Here is a 17,328-nt window from a genome sequence, read left to right on the forward strand (position 1 = left end):
GTATATACTTATGAAAAGAACAGCAATTGATTATATAAATAAAGAAAGTGTTACGTGTCTTTTAAAAACACTTGTTAATATTCCGAGTCCTTACTTTCATGAAAAGGAAATTATGGATACTGTTTATACCTGGCTAGAAGAGCATAACCTAAGCCCACAATTTCATCACTACAATGAAAAGAAAATTACTCAATTTCAAGGACTAAATGTTATAGGTACTATTAAGGGGGAAAAACATGGACCTAAAGTTTATTTCAATGGACATATAGATACTGTAAATCAGTGTAATGGATGGGATACTGACCCTTTTAAAGCTGTAATTAAAGAGGGAAAGCTTTATGGATTAGGAGCTTTAGATATGAAATCAGGAGTGGTAGCTATAATGCTTGCCCTTGAAGCATTCAAGTCACTTCATAATGATTTTAATGGAGAAATTGTTTATTCAATTGTTTCTGACGAAGAAGGACCATATGGATTAGGTACAGATGCGGTTATAAGGGATGGTATTGCAGACAATGTTGATGTGGCAATAGTAACAGAACCTAGTAGTGGATTTTGTAAGAAACCTTTTCCATGTGTTTGTTTAGGGGCAAGAGGTGGATTCAATTATATTGTAACTTTAAAGGGAAAATCATCACATGCAGCAAATCCTGAAAGAGGAATAAATGCATTAGTCGATTCCGCAAAATTAATGATAGAGCTTGAAAAGTCATCTCTTATTGAAGATGAAAAGTTAGGTAAGGGTTCAATATGTATTTTAGGATGCAATAGCAAAAATGAAGCTTGTAGTGTACCAGATGAAGCATCTTTTACAGTATTTAGACATGTAGTTAATGGCGAGGATGAAGATTATGTTAAGAAAGAATTATTTAATGCGGTAGCAAGAGCTGGTATTAGTTCTAAGGTTGAATATTCATTAAGAGAACATCCCAATGAAGAGACTAAGGGGTTTCTTCCATATACTATTGATGAAAATAACTCATATGTTGAAAAATTCATAGAAAGCGTAGAGGAAGCTTCTAAGAAGAAGTGCACTATTGACTATTTTAAAAGTATAGGAGATTTTAATTATGTAGGTTCAAGATTAAAGGTTCCAACTATAATATTTGGTCCTGATGGAGGTAACTATCATACAAGTAATGAATATGTGATAATAGATACTGTAACAGAAACAGCTTTGTCTATTTACAATTATTTATGTAACCTTCTATGTAATTAGAATTCTGTAGATTGTTAAAAGATTTTAAGGAGAGGTAACGTTAAAAGTTTTATTAAAACATTTTAGCGGCCTCTTTTAAATATGTATTAATAAAATTATAAGTGTTATAATGGGGTATATAATGAAAATTCGAGGTTGTTAATATGGCTGACTTAATTTTATATAATGGGAATATAATAACTTTTTCAGAGATGCAATGCTTTCAGTGGATTGCAATTAAAAATAAAATGATAACACAAATGGGATTTGAAGAAGATTACTTACATATAGCAGATAATAACACAGAGCTAATAGATTTAAAAGGAATGACTGTGCTTCCAGGATTTTATGATAGCCATGTTCATCTTGTTCAAACGGGATTGAATTCTATCAGTGTTGATTTAAGCAATGCTACAAGTTTTGATGAAATTTTTAAGCTTATTAAGAAATATTGTGATACTGAACCAAAGGATACCTTAGTTAGAGCAACAGGTCTAGATGAAACTAAACTTAAAGAGAAGAGACTTCCAACAAGATATGAAATTGATAAAGTTTCTCCAGATCATCCAGTTTGGATAAATAGAAAAGAGTATCATACTAGTATTTTAAATTCCTTAGCATTACACAAATTTACTATACCTTTAAATCTTAAAGGTGTAGTAAAGAATGAAGCTAATATTCCAACTGGTGTCCTTACCCATACTGCGAATGCATTAGTTAGAAAGCAGATATTGGAAAGTATTAGTAATAAAGCGCGATTTTCTGCAGTAAATAATACTTTAAAAAGTGCTATTGCGAAAGGTGTAACTACAATTAATGCTATGGAGGGGGGATATACTTTCCATGATAAGGATGCAGAGTTTATTTTTGATACAAAGGATGATTATCCAATAGATATCATATTATTTTATCAAACTATTAATGTGGATAAGGTGATGGAGAAAAAATTAAATAGGATTGGTGGAAGTATTTTTTTAGATGGATCTTTTGGTTCAAGAACAGCAGCGTTATGTGAACCATATGAGGATGATGTTACCAAATCAGGTATATTATATTATACTCAAGAAGAATTAAATGAATTTGTATTGAAATGCTATGAAAATAATATTCAGTTAGGTACCCATGCTATAGGTGAATTAGCTATTGAGCAAATAATTTCTGCCCATGAATTTGCAAATAGTATATATCCAAATAAAAATCTTCGTCATCGAATAGAGCATTTTGAACTTCCATCTAATGAGCATATTAATCGTGCAAAAAAGTTAGGATTGATTGCATCTGTTCAACCCACCTATGAATATTTTTGGGGGGGAAAAGGGAAGATGTATGAGAAGCGATTGGGAAAAGAACGAACTAGAAAGACAAATCCATATAGAACTATGATTCATAATAATCTTATAGTTTGTGGAGGCTCTGATAGTGATGTAACTCCTATTAATCCATTACTAGGTATTTATTCTGCAGTAAATCATCCTAATGAAAATGAGAGAATAACTGTGTTAGAAGCTATAAAAATTTTTACTATTAATAGTGCCTATGCTGTATTTGAAGAGGATAAAAAGGGATCTATAGAAGTCGGAAAATATGCTGATTTAGTTATATTAGACAAAAATCCCCTTAGCATAGATTCTAAGGAAATTAACGATATAGGTGTTGTGGCAACTATTAAAGAAGGTAATATACTATATGAATGTCGACTTAGGCAGGATACTTATTAGTTAGTAGGTGATAAATATTGAGTAGAGTTCATATATGTGTTTTAGGTGAAGTAGATATCAAAGTAGATGGTGTAAGTGTAACCGATAAGCTTAGTAATAAGGCTATAGGATTGCTTTGTTTTTTATGTACTAATAAAGGTAAAAAATTTACTAGAGATAGGCTTTGTACGTTTTTTTGGAATAATGCAACTATTGAAAATGCTAGATATAATCTAAGATATAGCCTTTGGGTATTACGTAAAATATTTAATCGCGAGGATTGTGATTTATTTATTAGTTCAAAAGATAGTTGCATGATAAATCCAGAATTTGATTATTATATAGATGTTCTACAAATAAATTTTGTAATGGAAAATTTAGAAAATGAAGAAAATCCTATATTATCTTTAGAAAAATGTAAAGATATTTATAATGGTGAATTTCTTCAAGGATTTTATTTGAAGAATTGTCCTGATTTTAATGATTGGATTTTCTTTGAGAGAGAAAAATATCAGGAGTGTTATAGCACATTGTTATTTAAATTAGCTAAGCTATATTCAGAAAATAGTATGTATAGTGAATCTATTATAGTATTAAATGAAGTGCTAAAAATTAATCCCTATAGAGAAGATATTTATTTGGAGTTAATGAATTTATATATGCAAATTAATGATATACAAGCTGCTTTAAAGGAATATAAGAAATGTGAGTATATTTTAAGAGAGGAGTTAAATATACGTCCTAGTGAAGAAGTTATAAGCTATTACAAAAGTATTATTTGTAATAGTGAAAATACAAAAATAAATTTTTATAGGGTAGATAAAGTTAATGTGAATAATGTTAAAAAGACTAGTATAATTGTACAGTGTTATCCTATAAATGAGATTAAATATTTTGGTATAGCATGTATAGTGGAAAAAATTATGCAGAGGTATTCAATTGAGCAGTTAATGGATTTAGATGAGTTTATTCTAAAGGACCTGTTAAGAATACAGCCAAAAGTTTTGTTAATAAATAAAAATCTAAGAATTGAAGATAATTTAAACCATTATAACGAAGAGAATAGAATTTATTTTTCTTTCGAAAGTTTACTTTTATATATTGAGAAAGTTTATCCTATAGAAATTCATATTAAAAATGTTAGTAATATTGATGATGTATCGCACAATATACTTAAATTATTTAGTTTGAAAAACCCAGAATGTAAAATGAAAATCTTAGTAGATGATAACAAAATTATATTATAGATAGAATCAAAATAAGACTTTAACAAGAAGAATAAAATGAGTATTATCAGATATATTTAAATCTATAGGAAAAAATTTCATGAATAAAAGGTGTTGACTATTAAATTAAAATAGGATACTATGATAACAGTTAAATATGAATTTACAAATGCAACGAAAAGGGAAAGTAATTAGTATAAGTTATTACAGAGAGGGTTAGTTTGCTGAGATAACCTATAATAAGTATTAGTGAAGTGCCCCTTGGAGCAGAAAAGCCGAAGCAAGTAGGTTTTTATGGGAACTCCCATTACAGAGTTAGGGTATGTAGTACCTAAAATGAGATGGATATTTTTATATCTAATAAGAGTGGAACCGCGGAAGTATACCTTCTGCCTCTGTATATTACAGGGGCAGAAGGTTTTTTGTTCTATAAGTTTATGGGTAAAATTAGTAGCTTATAGAATTTTGCTGGCCAGCAAAGAACAAATAAAATAAGGAAGCTCTACTAAAATGCTTATAAGTAAATTCAAAATTACTAAACAAAATAAAAATAAAAGGAGATTTTAAAATGAATATAAATTTAATATTAGCAGTAATACTATCATTACTAGCAGTGTTTACCATATATGCAGTTGAAGAAAAGACTAATAAATTTACTTATACTACATTAACAGCACTGACTTTAGGAGTTATTTTAGGAGCAATATTTAAAGAAAATATTTTGTTTTTGGATATAGTTGGAAAAGGATATATGTCCTTAATTAAAATGATAGTTGTACCTTTAGTTATGGTTTCACTAATTACAAGTATAGTTAGACTTAAAAATTTAGATACATTAAAGTCTATAGGAATAAAAACACTAGGGATTTTATTAGGAACTACAGGTATAGCAGCAGCTATAGGAATTGTAGTAGCTAAGGTATTTAACTTAGGACAAGGATTAACTTTTCCGGGAGCAGAAGACTTTGTAGCTAGGGAAATACCTACATTTACTCAAGTGCTAGTGGACATGCTACCATCAAATCCAATAGCAGCTATAGTAGATAATAGAATAATTCCCATAGTTATATTCTCACTATTTGTAGCTATAGCTTTAGTTACAGAAGATAATATAAATCCAACTAAAGCAAAACCTTTTAAAGATTTTGTGTTATCAGCTCATACTATAGTATCAAGAATAACTCAAATAGTATTAAAATTTATACCTTATGGAGTTTTTGCTTTAATTGCAAAGACTGTAGCAAGCAATGGATTAGAAACTATTAAATCCTTAATATGGGTTATTGCGGCAGTTTATATAGCAGCTATACTTCAGTTTATAGTGGTTTATACTCCACTTATTGCTTTTGTAGCGAAGAAAAATCCTTTAAAATTCTTCAAGGGAATCTTTCCAGCTCAAACAATGGCTTTTACAAGTCAAAGTAGCTATGGAACACTACCAGTAACTATAAAATCTTTAGTTGAAGGAGCTGGAGTTTCTGAAAATATAGCTAGCTTTGTAGCACCTCTTGGATCGACTATAGGAATGAATGCTTGTGGAGGATTGTATCCAGCTATAGTAGCTATATTTGTTGCTAATGTATTTAATGTGGATATGACAATTTACTCATATGCTTTAATAGTATTAACTACTATAGTATCTTCAATAGGTATTGCAGGAGTTCCAGGTTCAGCAACTATGTCTACAACAGTAGTATTAGCAACATTAGGATTACCTATAGAAGGTATGGCAATGATAATTGCCGTTGATTCTATAATTGATATGATGAGAACAGCAACTAATGTTACAGGCTCTGCAGTGGCAGCTTTAGTAGTAGATGAAACAGAAAAGAGAAAAGTTGCCAAAAAGAACAAATAGTAAACGAATATATCATTATAATATTTAAACACATTTTAACAGTGAGTTAAACTAAATTCTGAAAACAAATAATAATAAATTCAAAATAACTTCATCCTAAAGATAATTAGCTTTAGGATGAAGTTTTTTATATGCAACTTAGCATAGGATTTATGCAGCTTAGAAGGATATGATTGTCTTAATAAATTTTAAAGAATATACTTAAATTATAGATTATAGATAATTCAAATTTTTTAACTGGTTAAAGAATTTGAATAGAAAGGAAGGCGTTAAATGAAGATTATAATAAATGAAGTTGAAGATATTGAAGATGTAGAAATAGTAATTAACTGCAAAACAATAGATAAAAATGTGACAAGAATTATATCTAAACTTAAAGCCTTAGAAGAAAAAATAACAGGGAATAAGGATGGAAAGATATTTATTCTAGATACAAATGAGATATTTTACTTTGAGTCAGTTGATAAGAAAACCTTTATTTATATGGATAAGGAGGTTTTACAGACACATTTAAGACTCTATGAATTAGAAGAAAGACTTAAAAATACAGATTTTTTTAGAGGTTCTAAATCTACTATTATAAATCTGCGAAAGGTAAGAAATATAGTCCCTATGTTTGGAGGACGAATAGAGATACTTCTAGATAATGATGAAAAATTAGTAGTTTCAAGACAGTATGTACCTATCTTAAAAAATAAGTTAGATTTATAGGAGGAGTATTGTATGAAAGAATTTTTTAAGAACACATTAGAAATAAAGATAATAACATGTATGTTCTTTACATCTCAGGTTGTTATTTATACTCTTATTGCTCCTTTTTTAGGAGAAAAAAGTATTCAGCTAAGTTTAATATGGCAGATGATATTTATATCTATAATTTTAACTCTTCTCCAATATGTTATATATGCATCTAATATATTTATGAAGGTAAAGACTTGGATTAAGATAATTGTTCATTATTTGCTGCTTGTTTTTATAGGTTATATATTAGCTATGATCTTTAATTGGTTTGACTTAAGTAGTGGTAATAATTTTACTATTGCATTAAGTATATTTACTGTATGTTTTATTTCCTTTACTGGGTCTATTGCATTATACAATAAGGTTTCAGGAGAAAGATTTAATGAAAAATTGAAACTGTATAAAAGTTCAAAATTTGATGATAAATAGGGGGATAGTAATGAATATAATTGAAACTAACAAATTAACAAAGAGTTATGGAAAAAATCGAGGAATAGTAGATGTGAACTTGCAGGTTAAAGAAGGAGAAATTTTTGGATTTGTAGGTCCAAATGGAGCAGGAAAATCTACTACTATTAGAACTCTTTTAAATTTTAATTTTCCGACTTCTGGGTATGGAACAATTCTTGGAAAGGATATAGTTAAAGAAAGTAGTGAAATAAAAAAGTATATTGGATATGTACCTAGTGAAGTAAAGTTTTATGATGAATCAAAGGTTAAAGATATTATAAGATATGCTGAGAGTTTTTACGAAAATACTAATAAAGAAGATACTGATGAACTATGTAAAGAACTAGAGGTAGAGTTAGAGAAAAAAATGAGTGAATTGAGTCTTGGAAACAAGAAAAAGGTAGCTATAGTACAAGCACTTATTCATAATCCTAAGCTCTTAATTCTTGATGAACCTACTAATGGACTAGATCCACTTATACAAAAAAAACTTTTCAATATACTAGAAAAACAAAGAGCTAAGGGAACTACAATATTCTTATCTTCTCATAATTTAGTTGAAGTTGAAAATCTATGTGATAGAGTTGCAGTAATAAAAGATGGAAAGATTATTGATGTAATTGAAATAGATAAGCTTGCCAGAAAAACGGGAGTAAAAATTACCTTAAAAGCTGAGGGGATAGATAATAAGAAGGTTGAAGAGTGTAAGGGAGAGGTTATAGAAAATAATAAAGGTGAAATAACTTTTAGTTTTATAGGAGATATTGATGAATTAATTAAAGAAATTGCTAAGTTTAATGTTGAGAAGTTACTTATAGGTGAGCATACTTTAGAGGATACATTTATGGATTATTATAAGAGGGAAGGGGAGAAGTAGGATGAATATATTCAAGTTTGAATTTAGAAGACTATTAAAATCTGCTATTATTTGGTCTGTAGTATGTGTAGGACTAGTAATAATGTTTATGGCATTATTTCCTAGCATGAAGGATAGTGGAATGCAAGAAATTGTTGCTACAAAACTAGATGCTTTGCCACCTGCACTATTAGAGGCTTTTAATCTTGAAGATGCTGTAGATTTTGGAAACATTTCAGATTATTTAGCCTATGCAATTCAATATATATCTATGGCAGCTGGAATATATGGAATAATTCTTGGAATAACTGCTTTAGTAAAAGAAGAAAGTGAAGGTACCATTGAGTTTTTATATTCAAAGCCAATTACGAGAAATAAAATAGTAACTTCAAAATTAATTTCCTCAGCAATTATATTTTACTTATTTATTGTTATAGTTGGAGTTGTAACTATGGGAATTTCTATGGCTGTAAAGCCAGAAGAGGTTGAGACTATGACACTATTAATGGATATAAAAACTTTATTTATAGGAATGGCTTTTCTCGGATATATATTTATGGCCATAGGATTTTTATTATCGGTTATAATAAAATCTAGCAAACAAGGGACATCTATTGCACTAGGAGTATTCTTTACAACTTATATATTTGGAATTATAGGGAAGATGAAAGATGAACTAGAAGGATTTTTATATTTATCACCCTTTGATTATGTAGTTCCAGCTAAGCTGCTAAAGAATGGGTTTGAAGTGAAATATGTACTTTTAGGATTAGGAATAATTGCCATATCTATTGTAACTACTTATGCTATTTATAATAAAAAGGATTTAGCCTAAACAGAGTTCTTAGCTTCTTCGAAGCTTTAGAAATCGTTATCCAGGGACGTAGCAGATCTTCGCACCCACTTTGAAGAAAGATGGGAGTATTAGAGCTGGTAGTCATCGGATAAACTTATATAAATAAATACCTAGCACTTTAATTAAAGAGCTAGGTATTTATTTTCATTTAATATTTAGTTCTTCTTTGTTTCATGATAACTAATCCTACTCCTAAGAAAGCTACTGAAAAAGCTAACATTATTAACATTTCAAATAGGAGTGGAGTGAGAGTATCCATATTAAATGTTGATAGGGCATTAAGTTTATCATTTACATTTATAAACCAATATACTGGATTAAATATAGCAGTACTTTTTACTGTTTCGCTGAGAAGTTGCTGAGGAACAAAGGCACCTCCTAAGAAGCAACAACCTAAAGACACAAGGTTAGAAATTGGCCCTATGGAATTTTTAGTGGATATATTGCTAATTAAGAAGCTAAGGCATAAACAAGTTATTGTAAATATTAGAGAGTTTATACCATGTAACACTCCACTAAAAGAAAACATGTCTTTAGGATACATTACTATTGCTAGTGCCATGAATATAGTCCAAGTAGATAATGCTAAAACCATATCTCCTAAAAATATCTGCATGTTGAAGTTATAGGAATTAATAGGTGAGCATAAATTTCTCCTTTTTAAATCTGGAGAATTGAAAATATTTGATACTATAGATATTCCAAGTATTAACATACATAGCATAGGATAAGCTAAATAGTTAAAGTAATAGGTAACGCTACTTTTAGTATCTTCTTTATTATCCTTTGCTAAAGTAACTTCTGTATCTATAGATAAATCTTTATTTACTAGATCACTTATTTTTTCAAAATCTAAGTTCTTAGTATTATCAATGTAAACTTTGGTTGTGTTAAGATAATTATTTATCATTGATTTTATAAAAATACTACTGGAAGAGTTAGGTATACTTTGAGTTTCTAAAGTATAGGAATTATCTTTAAGAAAACTATCTTCAAATCCTTTAGGGATGGTGATTACAATTTCTGCTTCTCTAAAAAATAATGCATCTCTTATTCCTTCATCGGTAGTTTTAATTTTTACCAATTTAGAATTTTCTTCAATGTATGCTTCTAAATTATTTGAAAGAGGAGAATTATCATTATTTAAAACTGCTACTTTACATTTTTCAGTTTCAAAAGAGGTTGAATCTGTAGAATTCCCAACATTACTAAAAATAATTGTCATAAATATAAATATAGCCATATAAAGCAATAAAGAGGAAAGGGCACTTTTTTTTACTATTCTAAAATACTGTTTAAATACTTGCATACTTTTGCCTCCTTAAAACTAGATAAGTAACTATTGAGAATATAACTCCATACAAGGATAGAAGACCAAGATTAAGAAAATATCTATCATAGGTACTATAATAGTATAATGAATAAAATCCGTCAGTAATTAAGTTAACAGGATTTATATAGGATAAGATAGGAAATTTATCTTGAATGAAGTATTTAATCTGAACTGCCATCATTCCAGACAAAAAAGAGCATACCATTGTAAATGCCAGTAAAATGCCTTCCTTTACGCTAGCTTTTTTATTAATTAAAGAACTTACCATGGCACCCAAAGTTATTCCATTAAAACAGCCTACAAAGCAAAGTAAAATTACATAACCTATGGAGTTACCAAAGTCTATTTTTAAAACTTGAGAAATATATAGTATAACTATTAGCACTGTTGAAAAATAAAATAATAAAGTAGCACTAATTGCAGCTAAAAAGGTTTTTATTTTATTCACAGGAGCTATATTAATTCTTGCTGCTCTTTGAGATTGATTTCCTTGGATGTTTATAACATCAGTACAACCAGGGGTTGAACCTAGAATGCAAGTCATAGCTAAAAGGGTATAAAAATAAATTACAACAACGTTTGTAGAACTATTCAATTCTTTATCTTTAGTGTAGTTATTATAAAGAGCAATATTATTCATAAAATCTTCATTCATAATACTTGGGTTTATGGATACTAAATTTGATATGGTGGAATACTTTTGACTATAACTATCTACAAAAGTTTTTATTATGGACTCGTTAATACCAGACTTTGCAACAGTTATTTCAATATTATTTACAAAAGTTATATACCCTGAAATTTTACCTTTAGAAAGCAATTCTTTCGCACTATTCTCATCAGTACTTTCTATATTAAATAAATCACTTTCCTTCATAGCTGTAGAAAAGCTTTCAGGTATATTGCTATTACTTACAAGAGCAATATTAACATTCTCAAACTCTTCACCGGTGAGTATATTTGAAAAGGCTAAATTGAAAATTGTAGCTAATGCAATTGGAAATAATAAGGTCCAAAAGACACTTAATTTATCTCTAAAACGACATTTAAGTTGATACTTAAAAATATGCCAAAACATTCTATATTCCTCCTTTAATCTCTAAGCTCTTTACCTGTAATTTCCAAGAATACATCATTTAAGGTAGGTTGCTCTGAGTAAATTTTCCCATAACTTATTTTATTATCTCCAATATAACTAACAATGTCACCAAGAGAACTATGTCCACTTTTTGTTCTAATATTTAGTAAATTATTTTTATAGTCTACTGATATAACATTAGGGAGAATATTTATATTTTTTATATGATTTTCATTTAAATTAAAGGCCTCAATAGTTATTTTCTCACCTAAATCAATAATTGACTTTAGTTCTTCCTTTGTGCCCTTAGCAATGACTTTTCCCTTGTCCATAATAGCGATTGAAGTACAAAGCTGTTCAATTTCTTCCATGTAGTGCGAGGTATATATAATTGTGGCTCCTTCAGCATTTAATTTTTTTATTCCCTCTAAAATGTGATTTCTACTTTGAGGGTCAACAGCTACCGTTGGCTCGTCTAAAATGATTAGTTTTGGATTATGAGCTATACCACAAGCAATGTTTAATCGTCTAAGAAGTCCTCCACTTAACTTTTTAGGAATAAATTTTTTGTAATCTGAAAGACCAACAAAATCAATAGCCCTCTCCACAAGTACTTTCCGTTCCTTCTTATTGGTTACATATAATCCACAGAAATAATCAATGTTTTCATACACTGTTAATTCATCAAAGACGGCTACATTCTGCATGACGATTCCAATATCTTTTTTTACTTTATAAGTTGTTGGAGTCATTTCCTCTCCTAGGATTTCAATAGTCCCTTTATCATATTTAAGTAGAGATAGCATACAGTTTATAGTAGTAGTTTTACCAGAACCATTTGGACCTAAAAGACCAAATATTTCACCTTTTTTAATGTCCAAATTTAAGTGATCTAAAGCAATTAGTTCACCATATCTTTTTACCAGGTTTTCTATTTTTACAATCATAGTTAATACTCCTTACTTTATTTAGTTTATACTTATAGTTTATTAGAGAATCTCTTTGTAGGTAAGTGCTATTTGTCATTAATATTACATTACATTTGTCACATTAAGAAATTTGTATATGGTATTATAGATATATAAAGTGAGGGAGTATAGATGAATAATATATTAAATAAAATTATTTTGATTATAGGTTCGGCATTATTACTTATAGAAAATTATAGTATAGAAAAATTAATCTTACCCATTTTAGTTACAGTGGCAATAACTTGTTTTCTAGAATATTTTAGCCAGGATAAATTAAATGTAATAGTATTAATAATATATAGTATCCTTTGCATTTTATATCCTGAATTTCTTATGGGCATTCCTATAATATTTTATGATACTATTTTTTCAAAGTATAAATATATATGCATCTTAACTTTAATTCCGTACCTTATGAATATACATAAATACTCACATATTATTAGTATAATGATTCTTGGACTTCTTATTACGTCAGCAACCTTAAAGTTTAATACTGTGAAATATGAAAAATTGCATGATAAATTTATAAAACAAAGAGATGATTTAACTGAGATATCTATAGTATTAGAAGAGAAAGTAAAGGAATTACAATATAAACAAGATTTTGAAGTCAATTTTGCAACATTAAAGGAGAGAAATCGTATTTCAAGAGAAATTCACGATAATGTAGGACACCTTTTAACTAGCTCTATATTGCAAATTGGTGCTATTATGGTAGTTACTAAAGAGGAACAAACAAAAAGGCTTCTAGAGGACATTAAATCTACCTTGGACCAAGGTATGGATTCTATTAGAAGTAGTGTTCATAATTTACATGAAGATTCTATCGACTTATATGTACAACTTTCAAAGCTTATAAATGAATTTAAGTTTTGTAAGGCTACTTTAAATTATGAGTTTTCTTCTAATCCAGATGTTAAGATTAAATATGCTATTATTGCTATTGTAAAAGAGGCACTATCTAATATAATAAAACATTCAAATGCAACCACAGTAACTGTAAGTTTATATGAACATCCAAAATTATATCAAGTAATTATTTTAGATGATGGAAGTAAAAAGAAGGTAAGTATGGATGGTGGAATGGGATTACAAAGCATTGAAAAGAGAGTAAATAGCCTAAATGGTATTGTGAATTTTGATAATTCAAAAGGGTTTAAAATATTTATTTCTATTATGAAGGAGGGGAAACTATGAGAATAATTATTATAGATGATGATAAGCTTATAGCAGCATCATTAAAGACAATCATAGAGACATCAAGTGATATAAAAGTTATATCTCTTGGATATAGTGGTGAAGAAGCTATAGAGCTGTATAATAAGTATACTCCAGATATATTACTTATGGATATTCGTATGGGGGGAATGTCAGGGCTAGAGGCTGCACAGAAGATTTTAAAATCTCATAATGAGGGGAGAATATTATTTTTAACCACTTTTGAGGATGATGAATATATTATAACTGCATTAAAAGTTGGTGCTAAGGGATATATTTTAAAACAACATTTTGAAAGCATAGTACCTGCCTTAAAGGCAGTAGAACTTGGACAAAGTGTTTTTGGACAAGAAATTATATCTAAAATTCCTACCATGTTAAATAGTACTGAAAATAAAAAAGATATATCAAAGTATGATTTAATTGATAGAGACATTGAAATAATCACTTTAGTTTCTAAAGGACTTTCAAATAAAGAAATATCAGCAAAATTATTTTTGAGTGAAGGTACAATAAGAAACTATATAAGTAGTATTTTAGAAAAATTAAATCTTAGAGATAGAACACAACTTGCAATATTTTATTTTAACAATATAAAGTGAAAAAATTCTATATTTAAAAATAAATATAACTTTAATTTATTAGAAATTAAAAAATTTAATTATCCTTATATATTGTAGAAAGAAAGGATATAATAGGAAAAGCAATAAAAGAATAATAACTGTGTATATGCTTATACTATAATTATAAAAATATGCATAGGAGGTTTATTATGAAAAAAATAGCGCTTTTAATTGCAACAATAGCATTAACCACAGGACTTGTAGGATGTACTAATAATGGCACTGCAAGAAATAATAAAAATACTGGTGGTGAAATTGCTCAGAATCAAACTAAAAATGGAATAGCTAATAATGCAACTAATAATAACGGAATTAAAGAGAGTGGAGTTTTAGGTATAAATGATACGAATAGTAATAATAATACACTCTTTGGTATGGACTTAACTAACAATAATTATTCTAACGGTATATATCGTGGTTCATATATAGATGAGGATGAATTAACAGTTGAATTTACTTTAGCTAATAATCAAATTAAGGATATTAAATTTATAGCATTATCTAATAATGATGATAATTATTTAAAAGATAGTAATTTCAAGAATGTGAAAAATCATTACGAAGCTTTGATAAACTATTTAAAGGATAAAGATATAAGACAAAGTCTTAATGATTTATATAACCCTTCTTCTATAGTTAAGGATATGGATCAAAAAGTTGAAGTAGGTAAGGTAACATCAGCTATACATGATGCTTTAAATAGAGGTGTATATTCTACTACTAATGGTACTAATAAATAATATATATTAGATTGGTAATAAAAAGGGACTGTCTCAAAATGAATTACTAAACTTTACATTAAGGTTTAGCTTATTTTGAGATAGTTTTTTAGTTTAATGATATTAAAATGCTATTTATATAAGAATAGAGTAGCATTGAAATTCTATATACATATAATATACTAATAGAATAAAATCAAGGATAAAAAATTATTCGAAAATTACAGATGAATTAAATATATAATCGAAGGAAGTACTGTAATTAAAACAAAATATATTAGTGTATGAGGTGTAATATATGGATACAATTGAAAATGAATTAAAATATGTGACAAATGAAAATTCTGATTCCATAGAACTAGAGACAAATCTAATTCAAGAACAGAGTAAAGATCCAGGGCCACAAGGCACACCTCCTAAATATGGGACAGATAAAATGTTAAATCCTTGCGAATGCCCACAAGATTTTGGACAAGTAAAAATAATAGATGCTGAAACTAAATGCAGAATAGTTAAATTTTCTATTAAAGTTAAGAATCTTTGTAGAGGAAAAGAATATTTAGTTGATGTAGTATTATATAAGTGGGTTTGGGTTTGGCCTCATAAATGGGTTAGAGTACCTATCGCAGAAGATTGCAAAATTGCAAAATTTACTGGATGCGACAATTGTGGAGAAGATATAGTTTATTTTAAATTAGCTATTAAAGAACCTTTATGCTCTGGACAATATATAGGCTTTGATGTTACTGGAAACTATGTGAATTCTTGCGAATTATAGTTTTGAAATATTATTAGGTAACTTTAATAAAATAATAGGAGCTAAGATTGTCATCCTAGTACCTAACTTATAATTATTATGTAAAAACTCCTTAGAATATAACTTTCTAAGGAGTAATTTTTTTTATTAAGCTATTACGGTTTTAGTAGTCTCTTCTTTTTGATCCTTTTTCCAAGTACTATTTAATAAATAGAAAGATGTTACTGCAGAAATTAAATCTGAAGCAGGATATGCTATCCATGCACCTATGGTACCAAAAATATTTACAAAAACTATAGCTAAAGGAATGAATACTATTAACTGTCTAAATAAAGATAATCTAAATCCTTTTTTAGCTTCATCAATTGCTTGATAGTAGTATATACCTATATAATATAAACCAACTAAAGGAAGAAGGAATATACATATTCTAAGGGCCTTAACAGCCTCAGGTAATAACTTTGCATCAGTTAAAAACAAACCTATCATTTTTGGAGCAAAATACATAATAAATACTCCAAATATTAAAGAGATTATTGTTACAGTTTTTATAGATGCTTTAACTGTATTTTTAACTCTATCAAAGTTTCTTGCACCAAAGTTAAAGGCTACAATCGGCTGCATAGCAGAACTTATACCAATTATTGCAATAAACATAAACATAGATATTTTAGTAATAACACCTACTATTATTATAGCTTCGTTACCACCTCTAGAAATTAATAAGTTATTTAAAACTACAGAAACTATTGCATCTGATATTTCAATAACAAAGGTTGAAAATCCCACAGCAATTAATCCTTTAATTAATGTAATATCTATATTTGGTAGAATATTATTTATTGAAAGTTTAATTTTAAAGTGTTTAGTTACATCTTTAAACTTGTATAGAACAAAAATTAAGCCTACAAATTGAGAAACTACAGTAGCAATAGCTGCACCAGCTATACCTATATCTAAATGAGCTACTAATATGTAGTCAACTACAATATTTAGAAGTGCACCGATACTGTTAGCATAAAGTCCTATTTTAGAGTTTCCTAAGGCTGTCATTACTTGAGAGCATACTATAGTTAATCCTTGAAATATTGCTCCTATAAAAATTATAGATATATAATCATTAGTTAGCCCAAAAGTAACGTCACTTGCACCAAGTTTATATAATAATCCACCTCTAAATAAGAATAAAAGTAGAGGGATTATTGTTAAAGATCCTATTGTAATAGATATTGAATTAATTATTGTGGATTTAATCTTTTCAGGTTGTTTTTCACCGGAATATCTTGAAACGTAGGTTGAAGCTCCTACACCAATTAAGAAAGCGATTGCTATAAGAAAACGTTGAATTGGAAATGCAACTGTTAAGGCACCGATAGCATTAGGACCAATATATCTACCAACAAAAACTGTGTCTACCATGTTATAGAGTTCTGCTACTAGTAAAGAAAAAATTGCAGGTATGGCAAATTTAAATAATACTCTGTATGTTCTTCCATCCGAAAATATTTTAGGGTTAATTCCCATTAGTCTCACCTCATTTATTTGAAAATTCTGCATATTCTTCTTGAGTTTATTTTATAAAAAGTTCTCTTTATTTTTATAGAAAAATACGTTTTGTCTTCATGTTTAATTTATTATTAAAATATTTTATCTTATATTAATATTATAGTTGAAAACAATTAAATAAACATTCACTTAAGTGTCCATCAAAAAGTACTATTCTGCCCAAATAGTTATTGGTTAA

16 protein-coding genes and 1 other annotated feature are annotated in these 17,328 nt (G+C 28.3%); of the genes, 12 read left to right on the plus strand and 4 right to left on the minus strand.

Annotation, left to right across the window (positions count from 1 at the left end):
- Positions 1–10 precede the first annotated feature (10 nt).
- From B3Z56_RS03815 to B3Z56_RS03850, 8 genes are all read left to right on the plus strand, one after another.
- Positions 11–1,219: an ArgE/DapE family deacylase gene (locus B3Z56_RS03815; protein ID WP_346878275.1), complete on the plus strand. Its 1,209-nt coding sequence runs from the start codon at positions 11–13 to the stop codon at positions 1,217–1,219.
- Positions 1,220–1,362: 143 nt separating this feature from the next.
- A complete protein-coding gene (locus B3Z56_RS03820) occupies positions 1,363–2,916 on the plus strand; it encodes an amidohydrolase (RefSeq protein WP_346878276.1) in 1,554 nt (517 codons plus the stop codon).
- 17 nt (positions 2,917–2,933) lie between these two features.
- Positions 2,934–4,142, plus strand: a complete 1,209-nt coding sequence (locus B3Z56_RS03825) for an AfsR/SARP family transcriptional regulator (RefSeq protein ID WP_346878277.1) — start codon at positions 2,934–2,936, stop codon at positions 4,140–4,142.
- Positions 4,143–4,286: 144 nt separating this feature from the next.
- Positions 4,287–4,521, plus strand: a binding site (T-box leader).
- A 168-nt stretch (positions 4,522–4,689) separates the two neighbouring features.
- Positions 4,690–5,979, plus strand: coding sequence for a dicarboxylate/amino acid:cation symporter (locus B3Z56_RS03830; protein ID WP_346878278.1), 1,290 nt, complete (start codon positions 4,690–4,692; stop codon positions 5,977–5,979).
- Between the two features lie 273 nt (positions 5,980–6,252).
- Positions 6,253–6,690: a LytTR family DNA-binding domain-containing protein gene (locus B3Z56_RS03835; RefSeq protein ID WP_346878279.1), complete on the plus strand. Its 438-nt coding sequence runs from the start codon at positions 6,253–6,255 to the stop codon at positions 6,688–6,690.
- Positions 6,691–6,702: 12 nt separating this feature from the next.
- A complete protein-coding gene (locus B3Z56_RS03840; RefSeq protein ID WP_346849138.1) occupies positions 6,703–7,149 on the plus strand; it encodes a hypothetical protein in 447 nt (148 codons plus the stop codon).
- A 10-nt stretch (positions 7,150–7,159) separates the two neighbouring features.
- A complete protein-coding gene (locus B3Z56_RS03845) occupies positions 7,160–8,047 on the plus strand; it encodes an ABC transporter ATP-binding protein (protein ID WP_346849137.1) in 888 nt (295 codons plus the stop codon).
- 1 nt (position 8,048) lies between these two features.
- Positions 8,049–8,861: an ABC transporter permease subunit gene (locus B3Z56_RS03850; RefSeq protein ID WP_346849136.1), complete on the plus strand. Its 813-nt coding sequence runs from the start codon at positions 8,049–8,051 to the stop codon at positions 8,859–8,861.
- Positions 8,862–9,030: 169 nt separating this feature from the next.
- Here the strand turns inward: B3Z56_RS03850 and B3Z56_RS03855 are convergent, their stop codons facing one another.
- From B3Z56_RS03855 to B3Z56_RS03865, 3 genes are read right to left on the minus strand one after another with little or no spacing between them, the layout of a single operon-like run.
- Positions 9,031–10,191, minus strand: a complete 1,161-nt coding sequence (locus B3Z56_RS03855) for an ABC transporter permease (protein ID WP_346878280.1) — start codon at positions 10,189–10,191, stop codon at positions 9,031–9,033.
- The gene (locus B3Z56_RS03860) at positions 10,178–11,293 is read right to left on the minus strand and encodes an ABC transporter permease (RefSeq protein ID WP_346849134.1); all 1,116 of its coding nucleotides are present in this window, start codon (positions 11,291–11,293) and stop codon (positions 10,178–10,180) included. The genes B3Z56_RS03855 and B3Z56_RS03860 overlap by 14 nt, the downstream gene beginning before the upstream one ends.
- 14 nt (positions 11,294–11,307) lie before the next feature.
- Complete coding sequence (locus B3Z56_RS03865; RefSeq protein ID WP_346849133.1) at positions 11,308–12,240, minus strand: ABC transporter ATP-binding protein; 933 nt, start codon at positions 12,238–12,240, stop codon at positions 11,308–11,310.
- A 153-nt stretch (positions 12,241–12,393) separates the two neighbouring features.
- Here B3Z56_RS03865 and B3Z56_RS03870 point away from each other — a divergent pair, with 153 nt between their 5' ends.
- The 4 genes from B3Z56_RS03870 to B3Z56_RS03885 all read left to right on the plus strand — a co-directional run bounded on the left by B3Z56_RS03870 (position 12,394) and on the right by B3Z56_RS03885 (position 15,605).
- Positions 12,394–13,464 (plus strand): sensor histidine kinase, encoded by a 1,071-nt coding sequence (locus B3Z56_RS03870; protein WP_346849132.1) that lies wholly within the window; start codon positions 12,394–12,396, stop codon positions 13,462–13,464.
- A complete protein-coding gene (locus B3Z56_RS03875) occupies positions 13,461–14,087 on the plus strand; it encodes a response regulator (protein WP_035135308.1) in 627 nt (208 codons plus the stop codon). The genes B3Z56_RS03870 and B3Z56_RS03875 overlap by 4 nt, the downstream gene beginning before the upstream one ends.
- 170 nt (positions 14,088–14,257) lie before the next feature.
- A complete protein-coding gene (locus tag B3Z56_RS03880) occupies positions 14,258–14,848 on the plus strand; it encodes a hypothetical protein (protein ID WP_346849131.1) in 591 nt (196 codons plus the stop codon).
- A gap of 277 nt (positions 14,849–15,125) precedes the next feature.
- On the plus strand, positions 15,126–15,605 hold the full coding sequence (locus B3Z56_RS03885; protein ID WP_346849130.1) for a hypothetical protein: 480 nt from the start codon (positions 15,126–15,128) through the stop codon (positions 15,603–15,605).
- Positions 15,606–15,731: 126 nt separating this feature from the next.
- On the opposite strand, the gene B3Z56_RS03890 is transcribed toward B3Z56_RS03885, so the two are convergent.
- On the minus strand, positions 15,732–17,108 hold the full coding sequence (locus B3Z56_RS03890; protein WP_346878281.1) for an MATE family efflux transporter: 1,377 nt from the start codon (positions 17,106–17,108) through the stop codon (positions 15,732–15,734).
- Positions 17,109–17,328 lie beyond the last annotated feature (220 nt).

The organism is Clostridium sp. UBA7791, from assembly GCF_002480755.1.
GTDB classification, from domain to species: Bacteria; Bacillota; Clostridia; order Clostridiales; family Clostridiaceae; genus Clostridium_J; species Clostridium_J sulfidigenes.